26 protein-coding genes and 1 pseudogene are annotated in these 21,863 nt (G+C 37.4%); 3 read left to right on the forward strand and 24 right to left on the reverse strand.

Annotated features, from left to right (window positions below):
- The first annotated feature begins 122 nt into the window (after nucleotides 1–122).
- Both E4N74_RS00730 and E4N74_RS00735 read left to right on the forward strand, forming a co-directional pair.
- On the forward strand, nucleotides 123–365 hold the full coding sequence (locus E4N74_RS00730; RefSeq protein WP_255805812.1) for a DUF6364 family protein: 243 nt from the start codon (nucleotides 123–125) through the stop codon (nucleotides 363–365).
- Entirely contained in the window at nucleotides 346–765 is a 420-nt protein-coding gene (locus E4N74_RS00735; protein WP_255818355.1) for a PIN domain-containing protein, read from the forward strand. Before E4N74_RS00730 ends, E4N74_RS00735 begins: the two co-directional genes overlap by 20 nt.
- On the opposite strand, the gene E4N74_RS00740 is transcribed toward E4N74_RS00735, so the two are convergent.
- The 18 genes from E4N74_RS00740 to E4N74_RS00825 form a co-directional block, all read right to left on the reverse strand.
- Nucleotides 754–1,710: a hypothetical protein gene (locus tag E4N74_RS00740; protein ID WP_255818357.1), complete on the reverse strand. Its 957-nt coding sequence runs from the start codon at nucleotides 1,708–1,710 to the stop codon at nucleotides 754–756. The genes E4N74_RS00735 and E4N74_RS00740 overlap by 12 nt on opposite strands.
- Before the next feature lie 38 nt (nucleotides 1,711–1,748).
- Nucleotides 1,749–2,108, reverse strand: a complete 360-nt coding sequence (rplS, locus tag E4N74_RS00745; RefSeq protein WP_002670222.1) for a 50S ribosomal protein L19 — start codon at nucleotides 2,106–2,108, stop codon at nucleotides 1,749–1,751.
- On the reverse strand, nucleotides 2,101–2,832 hold the full coding sequence (gene trmD, locus E4N74_RS00750) for a tRNA (guanosine(37)-N1)-methyltransferase TrmD (protein ID WP_255805815.1): 732 nt from the start codon (nucleotides 2,830–2,832) through the stop codon (nucleotides 2,101–2,103). The genes rplS and trmD overlap by 8 nt, the downstream gene beginning before the upstream one ends.
- Nucleotides 2,829–3,368 (reverse strand): ribosome maturation factor RimM, encoded by a 540-nt coding sequence (gene rimM / locus E4N74_RS00755; protein WP_255805816.1) that lies wholly within the window; start codon nucleotides 3,366–3,368, stop codon nucleotides 2,829–2,831. Before rimM ends, trmD begins: the two co-directional genes overlap by 4 nt.
- A gap of 2 nt (nucleotides 3,369–3,370) precedes the next feature.
- Nucleotides 3,371–3,604 (reverse strand): KH domain-containing protein, encoded by a 234-nt coding sequence (locus E4N74_RS00760; protein WP_002670215.1) that lies wholly within the window; start codon nucleotides 3,602–3,604, stop codon nucleotides 3,371–3,373.
- Between the two features lie 36 nt (nucleotides 3,605–3,640).
- Nucleotides 3,641–3,886, reverse strand: a complete 246-nt coding sequence (gene rpsP, locus E4N74_RS00765; RefSeq protein WP_002670213.1) for a 30S ribosomal protein S16 — start codon at nucleotides 3,884–3,886, stop codon at nucleotides 3,641–3,643.
- Nucleotides 3,887–3,996: 110 nt separating this feature from the next.
- Nucleotides 3,997–5,079, reverse strand: coding sequence for a nicotinate-nucleotide--dimethylbenzimidazole phosphoribosyltransferase (cobT, locus tag E4N74_RS00770; RefSeq protein WP_255818359.1), 1,083 nt, complete (start codon nucleotides 5,077–5,079; stop codon nucleotides 3,997–3,999).
- Nucleotides 5,080–5,186: 107 nt separating this feature from the next.
- Nucleotides 5,187–5,312: a hypothetical protein gene (locus E4N74_RS00775; protein ID WP_255818361.1), complete on the reverse strand. Its 126-nt coding sequence runs from the start codon at nucleotides 5,310–5,312 to the stop codon at nucleotides 5,187–5,189.
- Between the two features lie 94 nt (nucleotides 5,313–5,406).
- A complete protein-coding gene (locus E4N74_RS00780) occupies nucleotides 5,407–6,546 on the reverse strand; it encodes a DUF4097 family beta strand repeat-containing protein (RefSeq protein ID WP_255818363.1) in 1,140 nt (379 codons plus the stop codon).
- Nucleotides 6,547–6,667: 121 nt separating this feature from the next.
- The gene (locus E4N74_RS00785) at nucleotides 6,668–6,865 is read right to left on the reverse strand and encodes a type II toxin-antitoxin system VapB family antitoxin (RefSeq protein WP_002670205.1); all 198 of its coding nucleotides are present in this window, start codon (nucleotides 6,863–6,865) and stop codon (nucleotides 6,668–6,670) included.
- 114 nt (nucleotides 6,866–6,979) lie between these two features.
- A complete protein-coding gene (locus E4N74_RS00790) occupies nucleotides 6,980–7,930 on the reverse strand; it encodes an alpha/beta hydrolase (RefSeq protein WP_255818365.1) in 951 nt (316 codons plus the stop codon).
- A gap of 223 nt (nucleotides 7,931–8,153) precedes the next feature.
- Nucleotides 8,154–8,333 (reverse strand): ATP-binding cassette domain-containing protein, encoded by a 180-nt coding sequence (locus E4N74_RS00795; protein WP_255818367.1) that lies wholly within the window; start codon nucleotides 8,331–8,333, stop codon nucleotides 8,154–8,156.
- Between the two features lie 61 nt (nucleotides 8,334–8,394).
- The gene (locus tag E4N74_RS00800; RefSeq protein WP_255818369.1) at nucleotides 8,395–9,099 is read right to left on the reverse strand and encodes a pseudouridine synthase; all 705 of its coding nucleotides are present in this window, start codon (nucleotides 9,097–9,099) and stop codon (nucleotides 8,395–8,397) included.
- A gap of 33 nt (nucleotides 9,100–9,132) precedes the next feature.
- Nucleotides 9,133–9,684, reverse strand: a complete 552-nt coding sequence (gene scpB, locus E4N74_RS00805; protein ID WP_170225367.1) for an SMC-Scp complex subunit ScpB — start codon at nucleotides 9,682–9,684, stop codon at nucleotides 9,133–9,135.
- A complete protein-coding gene (locus E4N74_RS00810) occupies nucleotides 9,668–10,444 on the reverse strand; it encodes a segregation and condensation protein A (RefSeq protein WP_044978630.1) in 777 nt (258 codons plus the stop codon). Before E4N74_RS00810 ends, scpB begins: the two co-directional genes overlap by 17 nt.
- Before the next feature lie 68 nt (nucleotides 10,445–10,512).
- Nucleotides 10,513–11,757 (reverse strand): recombinase RecA, encoded by a 1,245-nt coding sequence (recA, locus tag E4N74_RS00815; protein ID WP_255818380.1) that lies wholly within the window; start codon nucleotides 11,755–11,757, stop codon nucleotides 10,513–10,515.
- Nucleotides 11,758–11,938: 181 nt separating this feature from the next.
- Nucleotides 11,939–12,883, reverse strand: coding sequence for a hypothetical protein (locus E4N74_RS00820; protein ID WP_255818382.1), 945 nt, complete (start codon nucleotides 12,881–12,883; stop codon nucleotides 11,939–11,941).
- A gap of 30 nt (nucleotides 12,884–12,913) precedes the next feature.
- The gene (locus E4N74_RS00825; RefSeq protein ID WP_255818384.1) at nucleotides 12,914–13,921 is read right to left on the reverse strand and encodes an NADH:flavin oxidoreductase; all 1,008 of its coding nucleotides are present in this window, start codon (nucleotides 13,919–13,921) and stop codon (nucleotides 12,914–12,916) included.
- Between the two features lie 162 nt (nucleotides 13,922–14,083).
- On the opposite strand from E4N74_RS00825, the gene E4N74_RS00830 reads away from it, so the two are divergent.
- Nucleotides 14,084–15,319, forward strand: a complete 1,236-nt coding sequence (locus tag E4N74_RS00830) for a cation:proton antiporter (RefSeq protein ID WP_255818386.1) — start codon at nucleotides 14,084–14,086, stop codon at nucleotides 15,317–15,319.
- A 242-nt stretch (nucleotides 15,320–15,561) separates the two neighbouring features.
- Here the strand turns inward: E4N74_RS00830 and E4N74_RS00835 are convergent.
- The 6 genes and pseudogenes from E4N74_RS00835 to E4N74_RS00860 all read right to left on the reverse strand — a co-directional run bounded on the left by E4N74_RS00835 (nucleotide 15,562) and on the right by E4N74_RS00860 (nucleotide 21,854).
- Nucleotides 15,562–16,374: pseudogene (locus tag E4N74_RS00835) on the reverse strand (Rpn family recombination-promoting nuclease/putative transposase).
- Nucleotides 16,375–16,579: 205 nt separating this feature from the next.
- A complete protein-coding gene (locus tag E4N74_RS00840; protein WP_158506576.1) occupies nucleotides 16,580–16,756 on the reverse strand; it encodes a hypothetical protein in 177 nt (58 codons plus the stop codon).
- An 18-nt stretch (nucleotides 16,757–16,774) separates the two neighbouring features.
- A complete protein-coding gene (locus tag E4N74_RS00845; RefSeq protein ID WP_255818388.1) occupies nucleotides 16,775–18,556 on the reverse strand; it encodes a hypothetical protein in 1,782 nt (593 codons plus the stop codon).
- Nucleotides 18,549–19,484, reverse strand: a complete 936-nt coding sequence (locus E4N74_RS00850; protein WP_255818390.1) for a hypothetical protein — start codon at nucleotides 19,482–19,484, stop codon at nucleotides 18,549–18,551. The genes E4N74_RS00845 and E4N74_RS00850 overlap by 8 nt, the downstream gene beginning before the upstream one ends.
- Before the next feature lie 94 nt (nucleotides 19,485–19,578).
- Complete coding sequence (locus E4N74_RS00855; RefSeq protein ID WP_044978638.1) at nucleotides 19,579–19,974, reverse strand: PUR family DNA/RNA-binding protein; 396 nt, start codon at nucleotides 19,972–19,974, stop codon at nucleotides 19,579–19,581.
- Nucleotides 19,975–20,003: 29 nt separating this feature from the next.
- The gene (locus E4N74_RS00860) at nucleotides 20,004–21,854 is read right to left on the reverse strand and encodes a phosphoglucomutase (protein ID WP_255805829.1); all 1,851 of its coding nucleotides are present in this window, start codon (nucleotides 21,852–21,854) and stop codon (nucleotides 20,004–20,006) included.
- Nucleotides 21,855–21,863: the final 9 nt, after the last annotated feature.

The raw sequence follows: 21,863 nt of genomic DNA on the forward strand, positions 1-21,863 counted from the left end.
ATAGCAAAAAAAGAAAAAAAACAAGTGCGGAGGCAGAGTATCAAAAAAATTATTCAAAGGGAATAATTTTATATTGACTTTTAATACGTAATAATCTATACTTAATACGTATGGAGGTAAATATGCCAAAAAAACTTACTTTAAGTATCGATAATGAGCTGATAGATTTTGCCCATCTTTACTCCCGAAAAAGCGGAATATCTATTTCAAGGTTATTTGAACAATATCTTATGAATTTACGGAACACCGATAACCAACACAAGCTTAACCCCAAAACAGCCGCCTTGTATGGAATCTTTGAAAAACGCCCTATACCGGATAAAAAAAAATTGCGGAAAGAATTTTATGAAAAAGGTTCTAATTGATTTAAATATAATTTTGGATTTTCTTAACAAACGTAATTTTCACGAGGAAGCGGCAAACATTATAAATATGTGTGTCGAAAAAAAGCTATCCGGTTTCATTGCTGCTCACGAAATAACAACCCTATCTTATTTTTTATTAAAAGAAAAAAAGAATAAAAACAAGGCGGCTGAAACCATCACAGCTTTTCTTGATATTTTTAATATAATCCCTACTGATGAAAAAATTTTACGAGAAGCTTTATTTTCTCCGGTTAAGGATTATGAAGATGCCGTAATTGAAGTAAGTGCCGTAAAAAACGGTATTGATTATATAATTTCAAGAAATTTAGCCGATTTTAAATCGGCAAGAGTTCAGGTCTGTACGCCGGAACAATTCTTTATAAAACTATCAAACTCTTAAATCGACTGAAAGAGGCAGTTCGTATTTTGACGGCTCTCCATAGCGGACAAAAACTGAAGAAGTATCCGAATCGAAAAATCCTGCTTCCGTTAAGCAGGAAGTAAAAAGCTTTTCCAAATCCGTTTTTTCTTTTTGCGAAAGCTCGGTATCTTCACGCATAAATGTAAATTCTTTATCCTGCAAAGAAAAAATCCAGGGCTCGCTTTTTTCAGACGGAGCCTTTTTAAAATTACAGCGGAGTACCAGAGACTTAAGTTCTTTTAAGCTTATATCCAATAGGAGGGCCAAAGAGCCTGATGCCTTAGAAGAGTCAAAGTCTCTGTCAAAGGGGAGAATTATCCAATGAAGGCCCTCGCCTTTTAGGTGGTTTAGCATCTCCAAAACTTCATCATCATTTTTTTCTCTGCCGCCGCCGAAAACGGCTGCATAGATTTGCGAAAAAAGCTCATCAGAAAGCTCAATGCCCTTGTTTTCGATAAGAGAAGCGGCAAAGACGTTTTTTTCTTTTTCTTTTAAAGATGCTTTGCCTGCCGGCTTGCCTGTTTTTTTGTATAAAAAGTTAAAAATCCGGTTTATTGATTTTTGGTCAAGGCGGCTTTCCATCGCTGTAAAAAAGGCAAGAATACTTGAAGTCAATTCGTTTTGCGGAATTCCAAGTTTAGAAAAGACGTCTTTTGCGGAAGATGTTTCGTTTCCTTTTTCGGGAATGAGAAGGACTCTGTCAGAGTCGATGATGACCCTCATTTTCAGACTGTCGCCTTCCTTTAGGCTTCCTGAAACATTCCCCTCAAAAATATTTCCGTTAAAAAAAATACGGGCTGCCCCGTCCGTCTTTAAGCTTAAAATCTTGGCGTTTACAATATCGCCGTTTTTTAAGCTCATTGAACCTGAGTCAGCCCGTCTTGAAGCGGTAAAAAAAACTTTTGTACCGTCCGTATAAATCACAAATCTATTTGCCGATTTAAAAGTTTAAACTCAAAACCTTATGAGTTCTTTTTGGTGATAAGGGTCTTAATCTTAGCGGCCTTACCTACCTTATCTCTGATATAGTAAAGTTTAGCTCGGCGAACTTTTCCGGGGCGTACAACCTCGACCTTAGCAATTCGAGGTGAATGAAGGGGGAAAACACGCTCAACTCCTACACCGTAAGAATTTTTGCGTACGGTAAATGTTCTTCCGATTCCTGAATTTTTAAAACAGATTACCAAGCCTTCATAAACCTGAATTCGCTCGGTTTTTCCTTCAACGATTTTAAAGTGAACTTTAACCGTATCTCCTACACGGAAAACGGGAGGGTTTTCAGCCTTTTGCTGAGCTTCAATTTTCATAATCAGATCACTCATTTTCAAACTCCTTAAGTATTTTTTCTGCTTCCTTTGTCCACATCCCGCAATTTCTTGCCTTTTCGATAAGATCGGGCCTCGTTTTAAGCGTTTTTTCGATACGCTTTTTCAGCCTCCACTTATGGATATTTAGATGGTGTCCTGAAAGGAGCACTTCGGGAACCTCTTTTCCCTTAAAATTTCTTGGTCTTGTATATTGAGGGTACTCAAGCAAAAATCCTGAAAAACTTTCTTCTTCAAGCGATTCGCCGGAAATAACTCCGTCTATCAGGCGGTAAACCGCATCGATTATTACTAGGGCTGCAAGCTCGCCTGAGGACATAACATAGTCACCGACCGAGATTTCATCATCAACATATTCATCGATTATTCTCTGATCGATTCCTTCATATCTTCCGCAGACAAATACTAGCTCTTCTTCTGAAGAAAGCTCTTTTGCAAGCTCTTGGTTAAAGGGCTTCCCTGAGGGGGTAACGTAGATTACCCGCTTTGAAGAAGTATTAACCGAGTCCAATGCGAGGCTCAAAGGTTCCGGTAAGAGTAACATTCCGGCCCCTCCGCCATAAACGATGTCATCGCATGAGCGGTGCTTGTCGAAAGCAAAGTCCCTGATGTTTACCAAGTTGCAGCTAATAATTCCCTTTTCTACGGCCTTGGCCATAATCGAAGTTTTAAAAAAAGCTTCGGGTATTTCGGGGAATAAGGTCAGCACATCGAATCTCATTCAAGAATCCAGCGGTGCATGAGCTCCACGGTTTTGGCTTTTAAGTCGATTTTTCCGATAAATTCCTTGTTAAAGGGAACATAAAAGCTCGATTCCGCAGCAGCCTCGGAGGTTTTGCCGGCTATTTCTAAGAGGTAACCGCCTCCGCCTTCTGCTACACTTGTTATTTTTCCAACAAGAGTTCCTTCGCATACAAGATTACAATTACAAAGATCATGGACATAAACTTCGCCCTCGTCGAGGGGGGCGGCCTTGTCCCTAGGAATAAACAATTCCGAACCCGTCAAGCTCTTGGCGGCTTCGGGGTTGTCTATCCCCTTAAATTTTACAAGAGCATCGGCTTTTCTCAAATTGACTTCTTCAATTTCAAACCAGCCGTCTTTATATTTTTGCTCTTTTAATTTTTCCTGAGGGATACTTAAAAAAACTCTGTCAAACAATAAAAAATGCCCGTATTCCCCGGAAAAACTTTCAACTTTCACAAACCCTTCGACCCCGAAGGTTCCTCGGATTCGTCCTGTTGCAAGCAAATCCATTATTAGTCTACAATTTCAAGCGAATAACGCTTTCCGGACTTTCCTGCGCTTGCACTCAGCAAGGTTCTGATCGACTTTGCGATTCTTCCCTGCTTTCCGATTACTTTGCCGATGTCGCCTGAAGCTACTTTAAGCTCGATGACTGTGCCCTTTTCGTTTTCACTTTCCGATACCGTTACAGCGGAAGGATCGTCAACAAGGGATTTGGCAATGTATTCTATTAAATCTTTTTGCATTTTGTTTTCCTTTTCACTTATTAAGTAATTTTACACTTATAGAGTGAATTCTTTTTTGTTAAGTAAACGTCTAACCGTGTCGGTCGGCTGTGCGCCTTTTCCCAACCAGTTTCTAACCTTATCGGCATCAAAAGAAATCTGCTTTTCTGCCGTTTCGATCGGATGATAAATGCCGACTTCATCGATGGTTTTGCCGTTTCGAGGTTCTCTTACATCCTGAACAACAATTCGATAATAAGGGCGTTTTTTAGTTCCGAGTCTTTTTAGTCTGATTTTTACCACATAAACCTCCCGGGATTAACCCAAAATTTCAATATAAAACCCGTGTTTTAATGAAAATACGAGTAAGAAAGCATAATACTATAAAGAAGAGAATTAGTCAATAGGGAATTTTAAGGATTTGCATCCTTCCTGATATCCACTAAATCGGCTCCGTCTATCATGGTTTCGGTAAATTTTCCCATATTTTGCATGGTAAAAACGGCCCCTTCAAGCATCTTAAATAGGAGAGGACAGCCGCTTCCTTCTCCCAAACGCATTTTCATATTTAAGACGGGCTCGATTTCAAGCTCAGCAGTGCATATCTTAGCTCCTCTTTCTTCCGACTTATGAGAAGCAAAAAGATAATCCCTTACACGAGGATTTAAGTTTACGGCACAGAGGGCTGCAAGGCTCGAAATATAGCCGTCGATTACGGCGGGGATTCCGCGGGCGGCAAGGCCTATGTAACAGCCGCACATTGCCGCAATATCAAAGCCCCCGACTTTCGAAATACAATCGATTGAATCGCCTTTTTTGGGGGCGTTTATTTCGATCGCTTTTTTTACGGTCTTAATCTTGAGCTCATACATAGCCTCTGTCGTAGAAGCCCCGCGCCCTACGGTCAGCTCAGGCTCTACCCCGCAAAGCCCAGAAAGCACAGCCGCCGTTGTGGTAGTATTACAAATCCCCAGCTCCCCTATTCCTGCAATATCGAAGTCCTCATCGGCGATTTCAAAGGCTGCCTCTATTCCGGTTTCAATCATGCGGATACAGTCTTCCCTGCTCATCGCAGGGCATTGGGCTATGTTTTCCGTACCGAATTTTATTTTTTTATTGATGACATCTTTCCGTGCACTTGTTTTTATCATTCCGACATCGTAAACTCTGATACCGCTTCCTGCCCATTTTGAAATTGTTCCTAAACCTGTTTTTCCCGTGTGCATAATCTCGGCAAGCAAGAAGGTGGTTATCTGGGGCTGGGAGGTAATTTTTTCTGCATAAACTCCGTTATCCGCACAAAAGACAGCCGTTATTTTTTTATCGATTTTTAAATTGTCAAAGCCCTTGATTTTTGCAAGCCTTACCGTCATCTCTTCAAGAGCCCCCAAAGAACCCGGCGGATGAGCAAGGCTGTCCCAAAAAAGCTTGGCTTTTTTTCCTTCTTCTTCCGAAACGGGTTTAATCGAATTCAATGTGTTTTCTAAAATATTCATAAAGGTCTATCTCGTATATCCATAATAAATTTATCTGTTTTTTCTTGAAGATTTTACACATATTATTGTGTAAAATCAAGTATCTGAAAAACTCAATTTTCCGCAGCCTAATGGCCCCAAATAAAACTTATTTTTCCCGAAGCAAAATTATAAAAAAGGTCTTCCAAAACAATCTGCTTTTCGTTTCCTACAGAATAGCTTTTAGTGATTGATTTTAACTTTATATCGTGCATACTTACATTTTAAATGCAATAATTTGAGGTGTCAAGTTGATTTTATGTTTTTTGCAAGTTTTAACTACAAAACACGATAAAGCTAGAGTATCTATTATTCAATTATAGAATCGGTAATTGAAACAGAATCTATACCGCTTTTAATCGAAGCATTTTTTGAATTAAAACCGGTAATTATTACTTTCCCCACACTACTTGTAACTGAAGGGTTTAAAAGTTTTTCCGACACCGAAGTTTTAATTTTTATCCATCCCAAATCGGAGGCGATTGTACATGTATTTTTTAAGATACCATCAAACAAAATATTTCCATCGGTAATAATAACCGGACTATCAAAAATACAGTTTCTCATGGTAATGTTTCCGTACTCACCCTGAATGCCCAAATCTTTACATTCAATATTATTACAGATAACAGATTTACCATTATTTATATTAATGCTTTGATTCTTTTTTGCAAAAGATAAATAAATCTTATTAGCATTTCCTTTTATAACTAGATTATGTTTTACTTGGCTGCGATTTTCTTTTATTTCTTGTGTTTTATTCATATTTTGGAAAAAATGTAGAGCGTACAAATAAGCTTCTGCATTAAGATTCATAGATATGTTTCCTGACTTACTTTGAATAATATTGTTTCCATATATTTCACCTTGAAAATAAAGATTTCCAGTATCGGTTTTTAAATCAATGTTTTCAAAATGAGAATTATGCACTGTAACAGAACCGCTTTCCATTTGAATTTTAACCTTTTCTGTTATAGTACTGTCTTCAATTTGAAATTTTCCATTCTTTACATGAAAGAAACATATTGCAGCCGTCATATTTTTGATCATGCTTGTATTTTCCGTCTCAATAGTAAGCATTTGCAGTATATGATTCTTAGGTATGCGAATACTGATAAGCGGAGGATTCCATCTTGTACGAGGTAAAAAAGTCAAAAAGGGTTCTTCCTTAAAAATAAGGGTACCATCTTCAACAGTAACACTCACATATCTTTCTTTTACATTGCTGATTGTATATTCAAGAGAAATATTGTTATTATTTTCAGAAGGGGTATTATCGGCTATAAGTTCAATATCACAAAATTGCGTAAATATCGAAATATTTTTTATCTTTTGAAAATCTATACTATGAGGAACAGAAGTTTGTCTTCCATTCATATTTGTAGCACATCCCATAGTAATCGGGAGAAAAACAATAACAAAAAATATTATTTTTTTCATATTCATCATATTCACCTGCCTTTTTTAAAGGTTACATCAACTCGTTTATCATTGTAACCTCCACATCAATTGTAAACTATTTTTTAGTAAAAAGCAAGAGACCACACTGAAGTATCGACCAATACAAATTTCATCTCAACCTCATTTTTTTATAATTATAATGAGGATCATATTCTACTTGCCCGAATAGTTTTATAAGATCTTCGGATTTTCGCCTTTTAATAAATTCTTCAAGAGCCGTATTTACCGTTTCTTTTTTTGTGCTATATCCGCCTATCTTATAGGCTGTATCAAGCAGCTCTTCATTTATTGCAAGATTAGTTGCCATAGCATTTACCTCTATAGTATATTTTACACATATTATTGTGTAAAATCAAGGAGGCTGCTTAATAATTCGGCATTAAATATTTACTTAGCCCAATATGATTCTTTTTAAATCGGCTTAATTTTTATTGACAAACTCCGTAATGGCTAAAACTAAATCCTTTGAAATCGGATAAGACGGATCTATATAAGTTTTCATTTGTTCCTGAGGAGAATTAATTTCTTTTAAAGTGTGAGTCATCTTTTCGATAATTTTTAATTCTATACCCTCTTTTGCAGAGTTTAAAAGCTTTGAATCTTCAACCCCTACCTGAATGTCATTTCCGCCTTGAATAACCAAAACAGGTATTTTCAATTCAGCAATTTCTTTTTTGGGTTCATACTTAAACCAAGAAATCAAATATGGCTGAACCGATTTTCTAAATAAGCTGTTTAAAACAAGCGGAACATTTTCTTCCATTTTACCGTCTTTTAGTTTTTCTATAATCTTTTTAGAAGAAACTTTTAACGTTTCAGGATTAGCGGGATTTTTTTCGATTTGTTCCAAAATAAGGTCTGCAGAATTTTTTCCTACCCCTGCAATCGAAATAAAACCGTCAACTTTTTCCGTCTTTGCACAAAGAATGGAAACCAGAGAACCTTCACTATGGCCTATTAAAAATATCTTTTTACATTTTTTAAGACTTTTTAGATGAGAAATTATAGCCTTTAAATCTTGGACATTGGTTTCAAATCTAATGTCTTCTTCTTTAAATTGAGCCGGAAGACTTTTACCGACTCCGCGCTTGTCGTATCGAAAAGAAGCTATTCCGTTTTCGGCAAGACCTTCCGCCAAGAGTTTATAAGTATCGGCTCTTAGATTAAAGCCGCTGTTTCCGTCTCGGTCTATAGGCCCTGAACCGGGAACTATGATACAAACGGAAGCTGCTTTTTCTGTCTTAGGAAAAAGCAAAGTCCCCGCAAGAACAGTTCCCTCGGCTTTTATTTCCAAATCTCCTCCATATAGACTAAGAGTTGAAAATAAAAATAACACAGCTGTTATGAATCTAAAATTTTTAAACTTAAACATATTGAAAATCCTCCCGGTATTTAAAGAATCTTAAACTGTTCCCGCATAAGAATACATTCTTATCGTTTCAAATTTCTTAATCTAACACAAAAACAAGTATCTGAAAAACTCGGAATGAAAAATGTATACAGCTATCAGCGTTTGGAAAAAAATCAAATCCGTCTTTGCAAATGATAAAAAAAATAATCTCAATTTTCCCTGCAATAAAACTTGAAATGCTTTTTTAATTTTTATCTATGCCTGCAATTATATTTAAAAGACTTGATTTTCCGCAACCTGATGGCCCCAAAATAAAACTTATTTTTCCTGAAGCAAAATTATAAGAAAGATCATCCAAAACAACCTGCTTTTCATTTCCTACGGAATAGATTTTAGTGATTGATTTTAATTTTATATCGTGCATACTTATATTTTAAATGCAATAATTTGAGGTGTCAAGTTGTTTTTATGGAATAAAAGCAGCCCTACCCCAATAGTCCTTTAATCTCTTCATGCGTTAATGGACGGTGTTTGCCTACAGGGAGGTCTGCTAGGTACACGCAGCCTATTCTGACGCGTGTAAGTTTTTTTATTTTGATGTTAAAGAATTTTAATACCCGTCGGATTTCGCGGTTTTTGCCTTCAATCAAAACCAGTCGCATTTTGTTTTTGGATATGCGTTCTGCCGAAAGAGCTTTATAAAAAACTCCTTCGATACGCACTCCTCTTAAAAATTTTTGGAGGATTTCATCGGGATATTCAAAGACGGTTATTACCTCATACTCTTTTTCAATTTCGGAAGAAGGATGCTCAACCTTTGCGGAAAAGTCTCCATCATTTGTAAAAAGAATGGCTCCGCCTGAAAGCATATCCAAACGGCCTATATTGTAAAGCCTTTCGGTATAGGTATCTTTTAAAAGAGAGGCGGCGATGGGTCTATCTTTTTCGTCGGCGAGGGAGCAAACATAGCCTTCAGGCTTATTCAATAGAACATACCGTTTTTCAGCTTCGGGGAAAATTTGTTTTCCGTCAAGACAAATTTTTTCTTTACCCGAAACTTTTGTACCGAGTTCGGTTATTATTTTGCCGTCAACGCTTACCCTTCCGTTTAAGATGAGATTTTCAGAGGCTCTCCTTGAAGCAACTCCGCAACGGGCTAAATAAACTTGAAGTCTTATTTCGTCTATCATAAAAATAAAAGATTCTCTTAATCGAAGGCTCTCTTATCGGGCAAGCTCAAACCGTTCTCTTTCGGTTTCATCGAGTTTGGGCAGGTCTGCAATGCTGTCGAGTCTGAAGATTTTTAAAAATTCCTTTGTGGTACCGAACATTGACGGTTTACCCGGAACATCTTTTTTGCCGGTCTCTTTTATAAGGTTCTTTTCAATAAGAAGACGAATCATATTATCGGCGGAAACTCCTCGGATAGCTTCGATTTCTGCTCTTGTTACCGGCTGGGAATATGCAATTATCGAAAGAGTTTCCATCGCCGCACGGGAAAGGCGTCCTTCGTTTTTTTTGCCGTAGCGGTCTTTTAAATGTTCCCACAATTCCTTTTTCGGCATTATCACCCAGCCGCCCATCATTTTAGCAAGTTCGATTCCGCTTTGAGGGGCAGCATAAGATTCCTGTAATGCCTTAATAGTATCGCTTATTATTTCCGGCGAAAGGCCTGATATTTTACAAAGAGCTTCATCGGTTAAAGGATCACCTTCCAAATAAAGGATGGCTTCAACCAAGGCGATTTCTTTTTCTAAATTATAATTCTGAACCATTATCCTGCTCCCATGGGCGTATTTTTATATCGCCGAACATTCTGTTTTGCCAGATGCTTGCCATCTTAAATTTAACGGCTTCCAAAATTGCCATAAAAGCACAAACCACATCCATTAAATTTCCCTTCCGCACAATTAAATCCGTAAACATACATTCACCCTTTTTTTCCAAAAACTCGTTCATAAGGGTTATCTTCTCATTTACCGAAACTTCTTCGTAAAGGTCTAAGATATGTTCGGCCTTATAATTGGACATGAGCTGAGAAAAGGTTTTTAAAAGATCCCAAGTATCGACCCTCTCCCAAAGTTCTTCTTCTCCGAAAGGCAGGGCATGCTGAATTTTTTTTCTTTCAAAGAACCATTCCGCTTCGCTTTCTTTTTCTTCCATCAGCTCGGAAAGTTTTTTATACTTTTGATACTCGATGAGTTTATCGACCAGCTCGGAACGCGGGTCTTCAATGTCTTCATCATCAACCGAAACTTCAACCGGCAAAAGCATTCTGCTTTTTATATAAATTAAATTTGCTGCCATCGAATAAAAATCAACGAGGTTATCCAAATCGGGTTCGATTGCATAATCTAGATATTCCAGATATTGCTCGGTTATTTCCGCAATCGGAATGTCGTAGATATTTACCTCGTTTTTATTTATTAAAAACAAAAGAAGATCCAATGGGCCTTCAAAGTTATGCACTTTAAATTCCGTGTTGGGATAGCTTGCTCCCTGTGTATCAATTTGATTTAAAGCTTCTGTACTCATAATGCCGCTCCTCTTTTATTGTTCGGCATTTTTAAAAAAAATTCAAGTTTCTTATCCACCTTTAAGACTTAAAAAAGGCTGTCGTCCGCCGGCAGACCTACGGTCTCGGTTTTTTTCGCCTTTGAAGCGGCTGCTTTTTCTTGAACGGAATCATCCGTTTCGTCTTTTTTAGCTTTCAGCGCATCTTCCTTTGAAGCTTCTTCTTTTTTAAGAGCTTCTACGGCCTTTTCTTGGGCTTCTTTTTGTTCCTTTGTTTTTTCGACAAAACTTGAAACAAATGGTCTGCCCGGGAAGAGTTTTTCTCTCAATTCTTTTTCAATCTTTTGGGCTATTTCAATGTTCTCTTCTAGGAATTTTACGGCATTGGGTCTTCCTTGACCGATTTTATCGTCCCCGTAAGAATACCATGATCCGCTCTTTCCTATTATTTCTTGTTTTACGGCAGAATCCAAGAGGCTTCCATAGGGACAAACTCCTTTGCCGAAAAGAATTTCCATTTCGACTTTTCTAAATGGAGGAGCAACTTTGTTTTTTACAACTTTTACGCGTATTTTATTTCCCCATGCTTCATCTTCATCCTTTCCGAGGGTTTCAATTTTTCGTACATCCAATCGGACGGAAGCGTAAAATTTAAGGGCATTTCCTCCCGTAGTTGTTTCGGGACTGCCGAACATAACGCCTATCTTCATTCGGATTTGGTTTATAAAGATTATCATACAGTTGGACTTGCCTATGATGGCAGTGAGTTTCCTCAAGGCTTGGCTCATCAAGCGGGCCTGTAAACCCATGTGAGAGTCTCCCATTTCTCCGGCAATTTCTGCCTGAGGCGTTAGGGCTGCGACCGAGTCAATTACTATTATGTCCACTGCTCCGGAACGTACAAGGCTTTCTGCTATTTCAAGGGCCTGTTCTCCTGTATCGGGTTGTGAAACCCAAAGCTCGTCAATGTTTACTCCCAAGGCTTTTGCGTATTGGGGATCCAAGGCATGTTCGGCATCGATAAAGGCGGCTATGCCTCCCTGCTTTTGTGCCTCTGCGACGGCATGAAGAGCTATCGTAGTCTTACCCGAAGATTCGGGGCCGAATATTTCGATAATTCTGCCGCGGGGATAACCGCCGATTCCCAGAGCTTCATCCAAAAGAATGCTTCCAGAAGGAATAACTTCTATGTTTCCGATAGCGGAATTATTCCCTAACTTCATCAAAGAGCCTTGCCCGAATTGTTTTTCGATTTGAAGGCGGGCAGCCTCCAGCGCCTTTAACTTATCATCCGGATTTGCAACTGCCGGTACTTCATTTTTTGCTTTTGCCAAAATATTCTCCTATAAAAAGTTTTTGTAGGAAGCCTCACTGTTTATCGAAGCTCCTATAAAAAAGTTTTCTTGTTCTACTAATATTGTATAAATAAAAAAGATTTTTTCTCCTTTTTTTAAAAAAAAATTATTTTTTTTATGTGGGCGGAGGGTTTAATACCCCGACGCAAGCGTCGGGGTATTAAACCCATTCCAGCTTTTTAAATCTAATCTCTGTTTTATAAGCCGAAACAAACATTATAATGGTACAAAGTATTAAAATGCCGCCGTTAATTCCTAAATCTTTTAATAAACTTGCTTTTAAATCGGGTTCTTCAAAAATTAAAGAGCCGAGCTCTTTAAAAGCTTCAGAAAAAGTTACATCAAATTTGACCCGCACCATATCATAAAGACGCCAAGCATATTCCAAATATGTTCCGGCAATCAAACCTGCAGCTAAAATTATAAACATAAAGACAAGGGCCTTTATTGTTAATTTTCCGGCTAACTTTTTGTATAAATTTGATGCACCAATGGATAATAAAGCCGGAACCAGCCAAACATAATAACCGGCTCGCCCTACCAAAGCATATAAAATTATGCCTACAATGGCAACTCCAATAATACCTAAAATTCCTAATAAGAAATTTTCGCTTTTTTCCTTGTCGGCTTCTTTTTTAAATTTTAAATCCATACCGAGGTCTTGGAATTCGCTTTCGGTTAAAAATAAATATTCGCTTCCGAACTTTGCAAGTTTTACGGAACCGTCATCTTTGCCGTTGACAAAACCTCCGCTTTGATAATTATTTTCTTTTAAGATAGGAATAAGAATACTTGTAATCCGGTCAAAGAACTCTTTATTCTTTTCATTCTCTCTTGATGCAGTCAGAGCACTAAGCATCTTGTAATTGATAATAATCCTAGCTTTTTCAACATTGAATTTTACATTCTTTAAAGCGTTAAGAGGTTCCAATAGCCGAGTCAAGGCAGCTTCATCACCGTCTTTATAAGCCCCAAAAGAAAGTTTACATTCTCTTGCAGATAAATCTACATCAAAGACGCAATAAAATCCTTGGTACCGTCCGGAATATCCATTTTTATGTCTTTTAAATCCATACACTTCTTCTAAAAAGGAAAAAAATTTCATCTCTATATCTCCAAATCTTTTTGTTGATTTTTAGCCTTCCAATTTTTGTTTTGCTTTTTTAGGCCAATCCGAATCATTTAGAAGAGCCCGTCCTACACCGATTAGATCGGCTTTTCCTTCCTGTAAAATCTTTTCGGCAGCTTCGGGATTTACAATGCCTCCCGTAAGAATTACAGGCACCCCTACTTTTTCTTTTACGGCCTGAGTTATACGGCTGAACCATCCTTCTTCTTCAAGTTCGGGATTGGTATATCCGCAAAAACCTCCCGAAATATCAAGTAAGTCAACTCCGGCTTTTTTAAAAAGAAGACAGGCCTTAACTGAGTCCTCAAGAGAGCTGCCTCCGGAAACATAATCACAGGCACCCAAACGGACGGCAAGTAAAAAATCAGGGCCGGTTATCTTACGAATAGCTCCTATAATTTCTAAATGGAGTCTTGTTCTGCCTTCAATGGAAGAGCCGGTATACTTATCCGCACGCTTATTCATAATCGGCGAAAAAAACTGGTTCAATAGATAGCCGTGTGCTGAATGTATTTCCACGCCGTCAAAGCCCGCTTCTTTTGCACGCCTTGCAGCCTGAGCAAAATCGTTTATAACCTTATCGATATCCCTCTGACTCATTTCTTTAGGCAATTCGTAATTCGAGCTTTTACGCGGAATCTTAACGGAACTTGAACTTAAAACATCATATCCGGTTATCTCGTGATGAGCTGCCGCTCCGGCGTGGGAAATCTGAGCTATTACCTTTGTTCCGTTTTTATGCAAAACGGATGCAAGTTTTTTAAAACCTTCGATTGCAGAATCATCCGAAATAGATAGCTGTCCTAAGCTAGCCTTTCCCTCAGGACTGACATAAGAGTGTTCCGTTATTACAAGACCTATATAGGCTCCCTTTGTTTTTTCATCGTAATAATCACAAAGGGCTTGGCTTACAAGACCTCCTTTATCTGCCTTTTCAGAGGCCATGGGAGGCATTACTAATTTAGTGTTAAGCTCTATATTTCTAATTTTAAAATTCGAAAACAACAAAGACATTTTAAGGCCTCCATAAAAATATTTTCGATATTCTATCATATTTTGCAAAGTATTGTAAGACCTCCCATTAAATCATCATGGAAATCCAATTCAAGTATAATATGTCTAACAAAACTGCCCTCTTGCATTCCATGCCGGTATGCCGTATACTCATCGATTGATATGAATATATTGGATTTTATTTATAATATAGTTGCAGACCTTGATTTACCCACTACAATCCTCATCTCGTTTGCATTGATACTGATAAGCGGTTTTTTTGTAACACGTTTTACAAAAAAGATACAGCTGCCTAAGGTTAGCGGTTATATTTTGGCCGGAATTATTATAGGCCCAAGCGGGCTGCATCTTATTCACAGGCGGTTTATTATAAATTTGGACGTTATTTCCATTATTGCGCTCAGTTTTATCGCTTTTGATATGGGTCGGTATTTTAAACGCAGCAACGATAAAAAAGAGATACGGAATATCGTATTTATTACTCTGTGCGAATCGCTGCTTGCGGGTTTGCTGGTTACACTCTCCATGCTTTTCGTATTTAAAATGGAACTTTCTTTTTCTTTTTTGCTCGGTGCAATCGCAACGGCTACTGCTCCGGCAAGTACCATTATGACGATAAAAGAATATAACGGCAAAGGACCATTTGTAGATTTGCTGTTACGGATTACCGCCTTTGATGACGTCGTATGTCTTTTTGTATTCAGTATAATGGTTGCAGTGGTTAATGCACAGGAAAGCAATGTTTTTAATATTATGAGTATTCTAAAACCGATCGGACTAAATGCTGCGGTGCTGATTTTAGGTTATTTTACCGCGCTCTGTATGGAATTTATGATAACGGAAAAAAGAAGTTTTGATAATAGATTGATATTGGCAGTAGCATTTTTGTTTTTTATTTCGGGGATATGCTCGTATTATAAGGTGAGTCCGCTTCTTGCCTGTATGGTGTGCGGTGCCGTCTATTATAACCGTACTAACGATAATAAATTATTTGAACAAATGAACAGTTTTTCACCGCCGGTTATGAGTAGTTTTTTTATTATTTCCGGTATGAATATGGATTTAAGTATCATTGTGACTGCCGGTATTATAGGCGCTGCTTATTTTATAATCCGCATTATCGGAAAATATACCGGCGCCTTTGCGTCATGTAAAATGTTATCAATCGATAAAAAAATCACAAATAATATGGGCTTTGCCTTAATGCCGCAAGCCGGTGTTGCGATAGGACTTGCTTTTATGGGAAAAATGCTGCTGCCGGAAAAAGAGGGCTTGATTTTATTTAATATCATACTGGCGTCATCGGTATTATACGAACTTTTGGGCCCTGTAACTGCAAAAATCGCCTTAATACGTGCCGGAGCAATCGATCCTAACAAGCTTAAAAAAAAGGTATAACTTCAACTTCCGTCATGCTGAGCTTTATAAAAGCTGCCATTAGCAGTAAATCAACAACCTCGACGCAGAGCGTACGTTGCGCAGCAACAGGGTATTAAACCGCACGAATAAAAATGCCATTGGTAGACACTGAAATCAATTTTTACGCAGCGTTACAAAAGTGCGGAATAAAGATGATAAACAGTTGAGAGACGGAGAAAAGAAAGATATTAGTCGGTAACGGGTTACCCATTACCGATTGATTATAAACTTTCCACTTCTTCTTTGGTAAGTCCGGTAGCTTGCATTATTTTTTTTACGGAATCGCCGAGTTGTTTTAATATTTTTGCCGTTTCAAGAGCTTTTTTATAGGAGCCGTCAGAAAAACCTTGCGCAATACCTCTTTCAAAGCCTTCACTTCTTCCTTCTTCCCGTGCGTCCATTTCAAACCCCGACATAAAGCGGTATTCCTTGCGTGCCTGTTCGTTGTGTTTTACTGCCTGTATCATTTTTTCTATCCTCCCTGTAAAGTCTGTGTTTACCGTGCCTGTTTTCAGGTATTCCAAAAAGCCTTTTAGCTCTGTGTCTTCGGCTTTTCTGAATGCTTCCGCATTTATTATAATTTTTTTTGTTCCGTCTTGTAAAAACGTTTGCCTGTCTTAAAGGCAGATGTTTTCGAAGGTGTAAAGCGGTTTGCCTTTTCCTACTGCGTCAAAAAGACAGACGAAAATAATGAAGCTGTCGTTTAATGCTTTGTAGTGAGTACCCTTGTCCAAAAAGGAAATATCGATTGCCGCTTGATAGTATCACATTCTTTTGGGGATATTGTGTTCGTTTGCGACCTGCATTTTGATGTCGTAGGATTTACCGGTTTCGTCTTTTACAAGCAGGTCGAGGCGTATCGATTTGGATTCGGAACCGGTAAGGACGGCATCTTGGGATGAAAGATAGGCGATTTTTCCTATTTTGTCGGCTAAAACCATTTCGAGGAATTCTTTGCATAAACCTTCATCCTGCATGACCTTGCAAAACATAAAATCATCGGCGATGGTAAGTTCGTCAAAACTTTTTTTCATACGCTGCCCCTTTTACTTTTCGGTTTTCTTAAGTTTAGTATAGCACAATTACCGCAGTTTTGTAAGGGGCTTTTTTAATTATTAGCCGTTAAGACATTAAAAAGCTTTCTTTTATGATAAAATTTATGTCCACGCCCCCATTTAAAGAAAAATTTTCTTAAAAAAAGTATTTTTTGTCAAGAGGGGCTTGACAAAATTCAATTAACTACACACTTTTTCTTTGTTTCAAACCGGCGGAGATTGTTCCCTCATCCAAAAAGTCTAATTCTTCACCTATTGGAATACCTTGCATCAGTTCAGTAATTTTCACATCTATACCTGCCAGCAAGTTTATAATATAATGACCGGTAATTTTTGCATCTATAGTTGCAGGAATGGCCAAAAAAACTTATTTGACATTTTATTCCGAACGCTGATATACAAGCATAGTAATCAAAAAAATAAGAACTGCAATCGGTACGCTAAAGGCTATAAGGGATACGTATCTAGGCGTCAGACAAACAAAAAAGGCAATTTGAAGTTTACAAATATATTTAAATGTTTCCATTAAGATATAAGACAAAAACGGGCAAAGAGGAGAAAATAAAAATACCCTCTTATTTAATCTTTTACCCGGCAATATCCTAAAACGCCAAGCCAATATAAGAACCAGTAAGGAAACACTCAACAATAAAAGCGGTTCAGTCAAGCGGTATAGTACCTCGCTTAAATAGGCTTCTTTTTTTAAACCGTATTTTTCGGCTATCAAACTAAAATAATACAAATCGGATATCTTCATCGCAGAAGGGCCGCTTATAGACTTTTCAATTAAAATAAAATCATCCATACTCATGGGAAGTAAAATATTATGAACATTTTCTCTTGGAATTTCGCCGGCCAAAACCTTGGGGTAAACATTATTTTCGGGAGTGTATCTGTCAACGGAACAAATTTGAAGCATTAGTTTTGTTTTGCCGTCATTGTCTTTAAACTGAATAAGTTTTGCATAAGGAATAATTATAGACCATTTTTCCGTGTTAGACATCCCTAAACGTGTGTACATCGTATTCATAAGATATATTTCGTTTCGGAAAGTTGAGCTTCCATGAGAAATTCCGTGTATTTTTATTCCGGCATATTCATGAGTATGTTCTCCGGCGGTAAAACTTATATCCCCCTTTATTACAAAGTTAGGAATATTTTTAAGCTCATCGGTAAAAAAAACATTTTTTTCAAGCTCAATTCGGGATAAATTCAAAAGCCTCTCAACTTCAGGGTCTTTTTGATCCGGATTTAAGCCTTTAACGGATGATTCAATCTGTAAAAACGAATAATAAGCTTTTATATAATCGCCGCCTTGCAATGCTTCATAGGCTTCTTTTTTCTTTTTATAAATGGCTATGAGAGGAGCGTCTTTATAAGCAGTCAGTCCTTTTTCAACTTCTGCCCAAGATCTCAATGCAAGTTTTTCCGCATCAGCATGTAAAGGGTCTCCATCCTTAAAGGTATTTAAGGCAAGTTTTGCATAATAATGAGCCGTATAAAAATCGAATGTTAAAGCTGCTCTTTCCGCTCTTTTTAAAGCTGCTTCGGCAGTCATGCTGCTCACATTATCTTCCTCTGAAACCGTTTTCCTTAAAACAGAATCTGTTTTATCGATAGAAAGTTTTTCATTGGCAATCTTAATCTTGTCATTCAGCTGTATCGCTTCTTCCGACTGAGGCCATATACTCAAAGCACATTCAATATGATCTCCGGCTTGGTTATAGTCATTTCTGTTATAAGCTTCTTTTGCAAGTTTAGTATATTCTTTATATGTAAGGGTTTGAGAAACGGATCGCGATTGGGCTTCCATTAAAATAGGCCTAATGGCTTCGGCCAAAACCACATATAAAGACAAAACGGCAAGAGAAAAAATAAAAAAATGCTGTATAAACCTAATCATATTAGGCGATCGGCGGTCCATCTTTACAGGGCCGAATTTTGCAAAAATAATGGGATAAGCAAAAATCAAAGCAGATATATAGATAAAAGGAAAATAAAAAATAAACACTAATATCGATTCACGAATTTTCCATGAAAATAAAAATACCGGAAGAACGGAATCTCTTAAAGGGATAAAAAAAACATAAGCAAAGGAAGCAGCTAGGCCGATTAAAAAATGAACAAAAAGATAAGGAAAAAATCTTGAAATTTTATGCATCAATGTCCCCCGCTTTAAAGTCTTCTAAATTATCGGGAATTAAGGTATCAAATTCTTCTTTTGCTTTTTTGCCTTTTTTAGGTTTAACGGGTTTCGGCATCTTAATTTTAGGAGCCTTGGGTTTCTTTACTTTAGGAGCCTTTATTTTTTGTTTTCTAATCTTTTGTGTTTTCGGCATTTTTTTTGCGTGCCTTATGAGAAGCAATATCGATGTATAAATGTAGATTAGTAAGGACGCAAGACAAAACAAAATAGGACTTATCCAAAACTTTAGGATTTCAAAAGGAAGTACATCCTCTATGCTCAGGATAAAGCCTTCAGTTCTTATATAACTATAAGCATAAAGTATTAAAATTAATAAAAGCGGCAAAAAAGTAAAATTGACTATTTTCCATTCCGTTAATGTTGTAAATACCCAAAGTGAAAATATGAGCAAAAAAATCGAACCTGAAAAAATAAGATAGGATATGTAAGAAACTTTATATTGTTCATATATATCATACACAAAGGGGCGTGCTATGCTGCTTACTGCCTGTACAAAGGCAGGTTGTTCTATAAAAGTTTCTAAGTTCTTATCCTCAATTACCGCCTTTTCATGCGAATTAAAAGTATTATCTATTTTTTCACCCTGAGAATACGCAAGCGGAATAATTAAGGCAAAAAATAAAGCAAATGTTATAATCAAGGTCAAAAAAGATAGGCTTTGTTTTTCGGAATGCCGCATCATAAAAACATAGACTGAAAATATTGAAATAATACAAGCTATTGGAAGTATCAGATAAAGGCAATGTAAAAAAGCAGAGAAAAACAAGCCCGGTACATCTCCATACATCACCGACTGCCACATTCCCACCGATACGGAAAAGGCCAAAGCAGCTAAAATAAAATTTGAGATAAACACTACAGGTACAAGCAGGCAATTTTTCATACAAGACTTATTTTAGCATAAAACTACCGATATAACAAGGTGCAAGTAACTTAAAAACGAAATTACAAACAAACTTTCCGTTAGTCTAGCAGCCTCAGCGGTCCTTCTTTTTTATAACCTTCTTTACTTTTGACTTTTCTTCCGTAGGCCTTTCAGTGCTGCGGCCCTTCCTTGAACGGACATTTACAGGCTTATCACTTTTTTCTCCTAAAGACTTTTTTGCATCAAGAATTTTTTTTGTTTTCGCCTTTGCTTTTTCTTTTCTGTTTTTTTCGATAAATTCGATACATTTGTCCAAGCCCTGTAAAAAAGGCCTCATCTCATCTTCAAAAACTACAACGGCATGGCGGTCAAAACCAAGCCCCTCAGATGCCTTGCTTTCAACTACCTGCAAAAAAACATCGCCCTTTGTATTTTCTTTAACATTAAAAAAATATGTCCGGTTTTCTGCCGATACCTGAATTGTAAAAAGTTCACCTCTAATTCCCATAATCTTCTCCAATAAAAACTTTTTGTAAATTATACGCCTAAATCGGCACGCCTTACCATTTCGCCTTGCCATTCGGCTAAATATATTTCATCTTCGGATGAAGAACCTTTTATATCAGCCATTATTCGGAACACGGGTTCCGTTCCCGAACCTCGCATCCATATAAACCCTACAGGTTCATCTTTTGAATTATAAAACTGAATTTTAAGGCCGCCTCTTCCCGACACGGAAAAGTCGTGCAAATCTTCGGTTTGCTTTGTTCCGTTATTTGAAAAGCTGCGGTACCTTACAATACCGAATCTGCTTTTAAGGTCATCCTTCTTTTTAAGCCATTCTTCTTCAAATATCTTTTGATAATGGCCTTTTAAAATCCCATGATCTTTTGTTTCGATTTTTAAAAGAGCCCTTTGTTCACTCGTAGGTGTAGTTTTATATTGAGGTAAAGTCTTTAAAATATCCGTCAAGGTAAAATCAGGTTTATATTTATCCATTTGTTTTGATTTTTCACACCAAATATGGAAAAGGCCTTTTTTCATAAATTCCGTTTTTATTAAAAGTAGTTTTAAAATTGCAAAAATGGTATTTATAGGATCCCTGACCTTGGCAGGGTGGGTAATGTTTCCTCCGTTTGACCCTTCACCTAAAATTCTAACGTTATAATTTTTTTTCCGCAATTCGGCGGCTAGGTTAACCACATTGGCTTCACCCACTTCGGCTCTAAAAACTTCAGCACCGAAACATGCTGCCGCTTCTTCAATCCTCAAAGAAGTAGGTCCGTTTACGGCAATAGCCGGTTTTTTATTACCGTTCTTACAATAGAAAGAATAAGCCGTTTCTGCAATCACCGAAAGTGTAAATACTTCTTGGGCTTCAAGAGGAATAGCCTTATTAAGCTCCTCATTCCAATAGATTATGTTTCCCCTGTCTCCGTCGCAGTCAGGCATATAACCTAAAAAGCAATTTTTATCCAACGGGCTTGCATTCGGATCCGAGTGAAGATGTTCTATCTTTTTTGCACAAAAATCCAAATTAGCTCCCTCAGGTAATATTCCGTGTACGATATTTCCGGGTACTTCGTTTATACCGATTAACGCTATTTCATTTTCAGTAAAAAACTGCCTGTCAATGGAGGCAGCTCTTGCACTTCCGTTAAAATCGGCAACTATAGAAAGCGGCCTGCCTTCTTTTTTTGCATCAGTAACGGCTTTTTTTAACTTATCAAAAAATTTGTTTTGCATTTTGGGATCGGCCGAATTTGTAATTACAGTTTTGGAATGATTATAATAGGCTGACAAGGCTTCGTTTTTTACATAAACAGTCTGCATTTTTATTTCTTGTAATTTTTTTAAATTAAAGTCATGTAAGATTTTTAATGCTTTGTCTTCGGTATCATCGGCTTTAAGATTTTCCTTAAACTTGTTGATTAAAATTTTAGCTTGGCCGCCGTCAAGAACACCCCCTGTGTTCAAGCCGAATTTAAGGCCGTTATGTCCTATCGGATTATGGCTGGCTGAAATATAAGCAAAGGCTGCATTGATAGACTGCGCATAAGCCATTATTTCGGGGGCAGCCGTACAGCCTATAACTTTTAAATCGTAAGAAGTTGAAAGAAAAGTTTTGATAAACACTTCTTCTATAGCTGAACCGGTAGGGCGGCTGTCCCTCCCGATTACTATCGTTTTTATATTTGGAAAATTTGCACTTAAGAATTCTGAAAAGGCCAAAGCGGCATGACATAATAGTATGGAATCTTCATATTTTATATTAGAGCTTCCGTCTTCCTCTTTGCCTGATTCAGCAAAAACCTTTCTCCAACCTGAGGCAGATAATATCATTTTCGATAATTCGTTATTTATATCGATGCCGTATTTTTTATCCATCAGTCCCTA

This window comes from Treponema putidum (assembly GCF_024401155.1).
Classification (GTDB): domain Bacteria; phylum Spirochaetota; class Spirochaetia; order Treponematales; family Treponemataceae; genus Treponema_B; species Treponema_B putidum.

Coding starts and splice junctions, on each gene's coding strand:
- trmD (WP_255805815.1), bottom strand. CDS start 2,832: ATGAGATTCGATGTGCTGACCTTATTCCCCGAAATACCCGAAGCTTTT.
- rimM (WP_255805816.1), bottom strand. CDS start 3,368: ATGGATTTGCTTGCAACAGGACGAATCCGAGGAACCTTCGGGGTCGAA.
- E4N74_RS00850 (WP_255818390.1), bottom strand. CDS start 19,484: ATGAAAAATTGCCTGCTTGTACCTGTAGTGTTTATCTCAAATTTTATT.
- E4N74_RS00780 (WP_255818363.1), bottom strand. CDS start 6,546: ATGATGAATATGAAAAAAATAATATTTTTTGTTATTGTTTTTCTCCCG.
- E4N74_RS00785 (WP_002670205.1), bottom strand. CDS start 6,865: ATGGCAACTAATCTTGCAATAAATGAAGAGCTGCTTGATACAGCCTAT.
- E4N74_RS00800 (WP_255818369.1), bottom strand. CDS start 9,099: ATGATAGACGAAATAAGACTTCAAGTTTATTTAGCCCGTTGCGGAGTT.
- E4N74_RS00795 (WP_255818367.1), bottom strand. CDS start 8,333: ATGCACGATATAAAATTAAAATCAATCACTAAAATCTATTCCGTAGGA.
- E4N74_RS00825 (WP_255818384.1), bottom strand. CDS start 13,921: ATGTCTTTGTTGTTTTCGAATTTTAAAATTAGAAATATAGAGCTTAAC.
- E4N74_RS00830 (WP_255818386.1), top strand. CDS start 14,084: ATGAATATATTGGATTTTATTTATAATATAGTTGCAGACCTTGATTTA.
- cobT (WP_255818359.1), bottom strand. CDS start 5,079: ATGAATATTTTAGAAAACACATTGAATTCGATTAAACCCGTTTCGGAA.
- E4N74_RS00845 (WP_255818388.1), bottom strand. CDS start 18,556: ATGCATAAAATTTCAAGATTTTTTCCTTATCTTTTTGTTCATTTTTTA.
- E4N74_RS00790 (WP_255818365.1), bottom strand. CDS start 7,930: ATGTTTAAGTTTAAAAATTTTAGATTCATAACAGCTGTGTTATTTTTA.
- scpB (WP_170225367.1), bottom strand. CDS start 9,684: ATGGTTCAGAATTATAATTTAGAAAAAGAAATCGCCTTGGTTGAAGCC.
- E4N74_RS00730 (WP_255805812.1), top strand. CDS start 123: ATGCCAAAAAAACTTACTTTAAGTATCGATAATGAGCTGATAGATTTT.
- E4N74_RS00775 (WP_255818361.1), bottom strand. CDS start 5,312: ATGCACGATATAAAGTTAAAATCAATCACTAAAAGCTATTCTGTAGGA.
- E4N74_RS00855 (WP_044978638.1), bottom strand. CDS start 19,974: ATGGGAATTAGAGGTGAACTTTTTACAATTCAGGTATCGGCAGAAAAC.
- rplS (WP_002670222.1), bottom strand. CDS start 2,108: ATGAGTGATCTGATTATGAAAATTGAAGCTCAGCAAAAGGCTGAAAAC.
- E4N74_RS00735 (WP_255818355.1), top strand. CDS start 346: ATGAAAAAGGTTCTAATTGATTTAAATATAATTTTGGATTTTCTTAAC.
- E4N74_RS00810 (WP_044978630.1), bottom strand. CDS start 10,444: ATGAGTACAGAAGCTTTAAATCAAATTGATACACAGGGAGCAAGCTAT.
- E4N74_RS00820 (WP_255818382.1), bottom strand. CDS start 12,883: ATGAAATTTTTTTCCTTTTTAGAAGAAGTGTATGGATTTAAAAGACAT.
- E4N74_RS00860 (WP_255805829.1), bottom strand. CDS start 21,854: ATGGATAAAAAATACGGCATCGATATAAATAACGAATTATCGAAAATG.
- E4N74_RS00760 (WP_002670215.1), bottom strand. CDS start 3,604: ATGCAAAAAGATTTAATAGAATACATTGCCAAATCCCTTGTTGACGAT.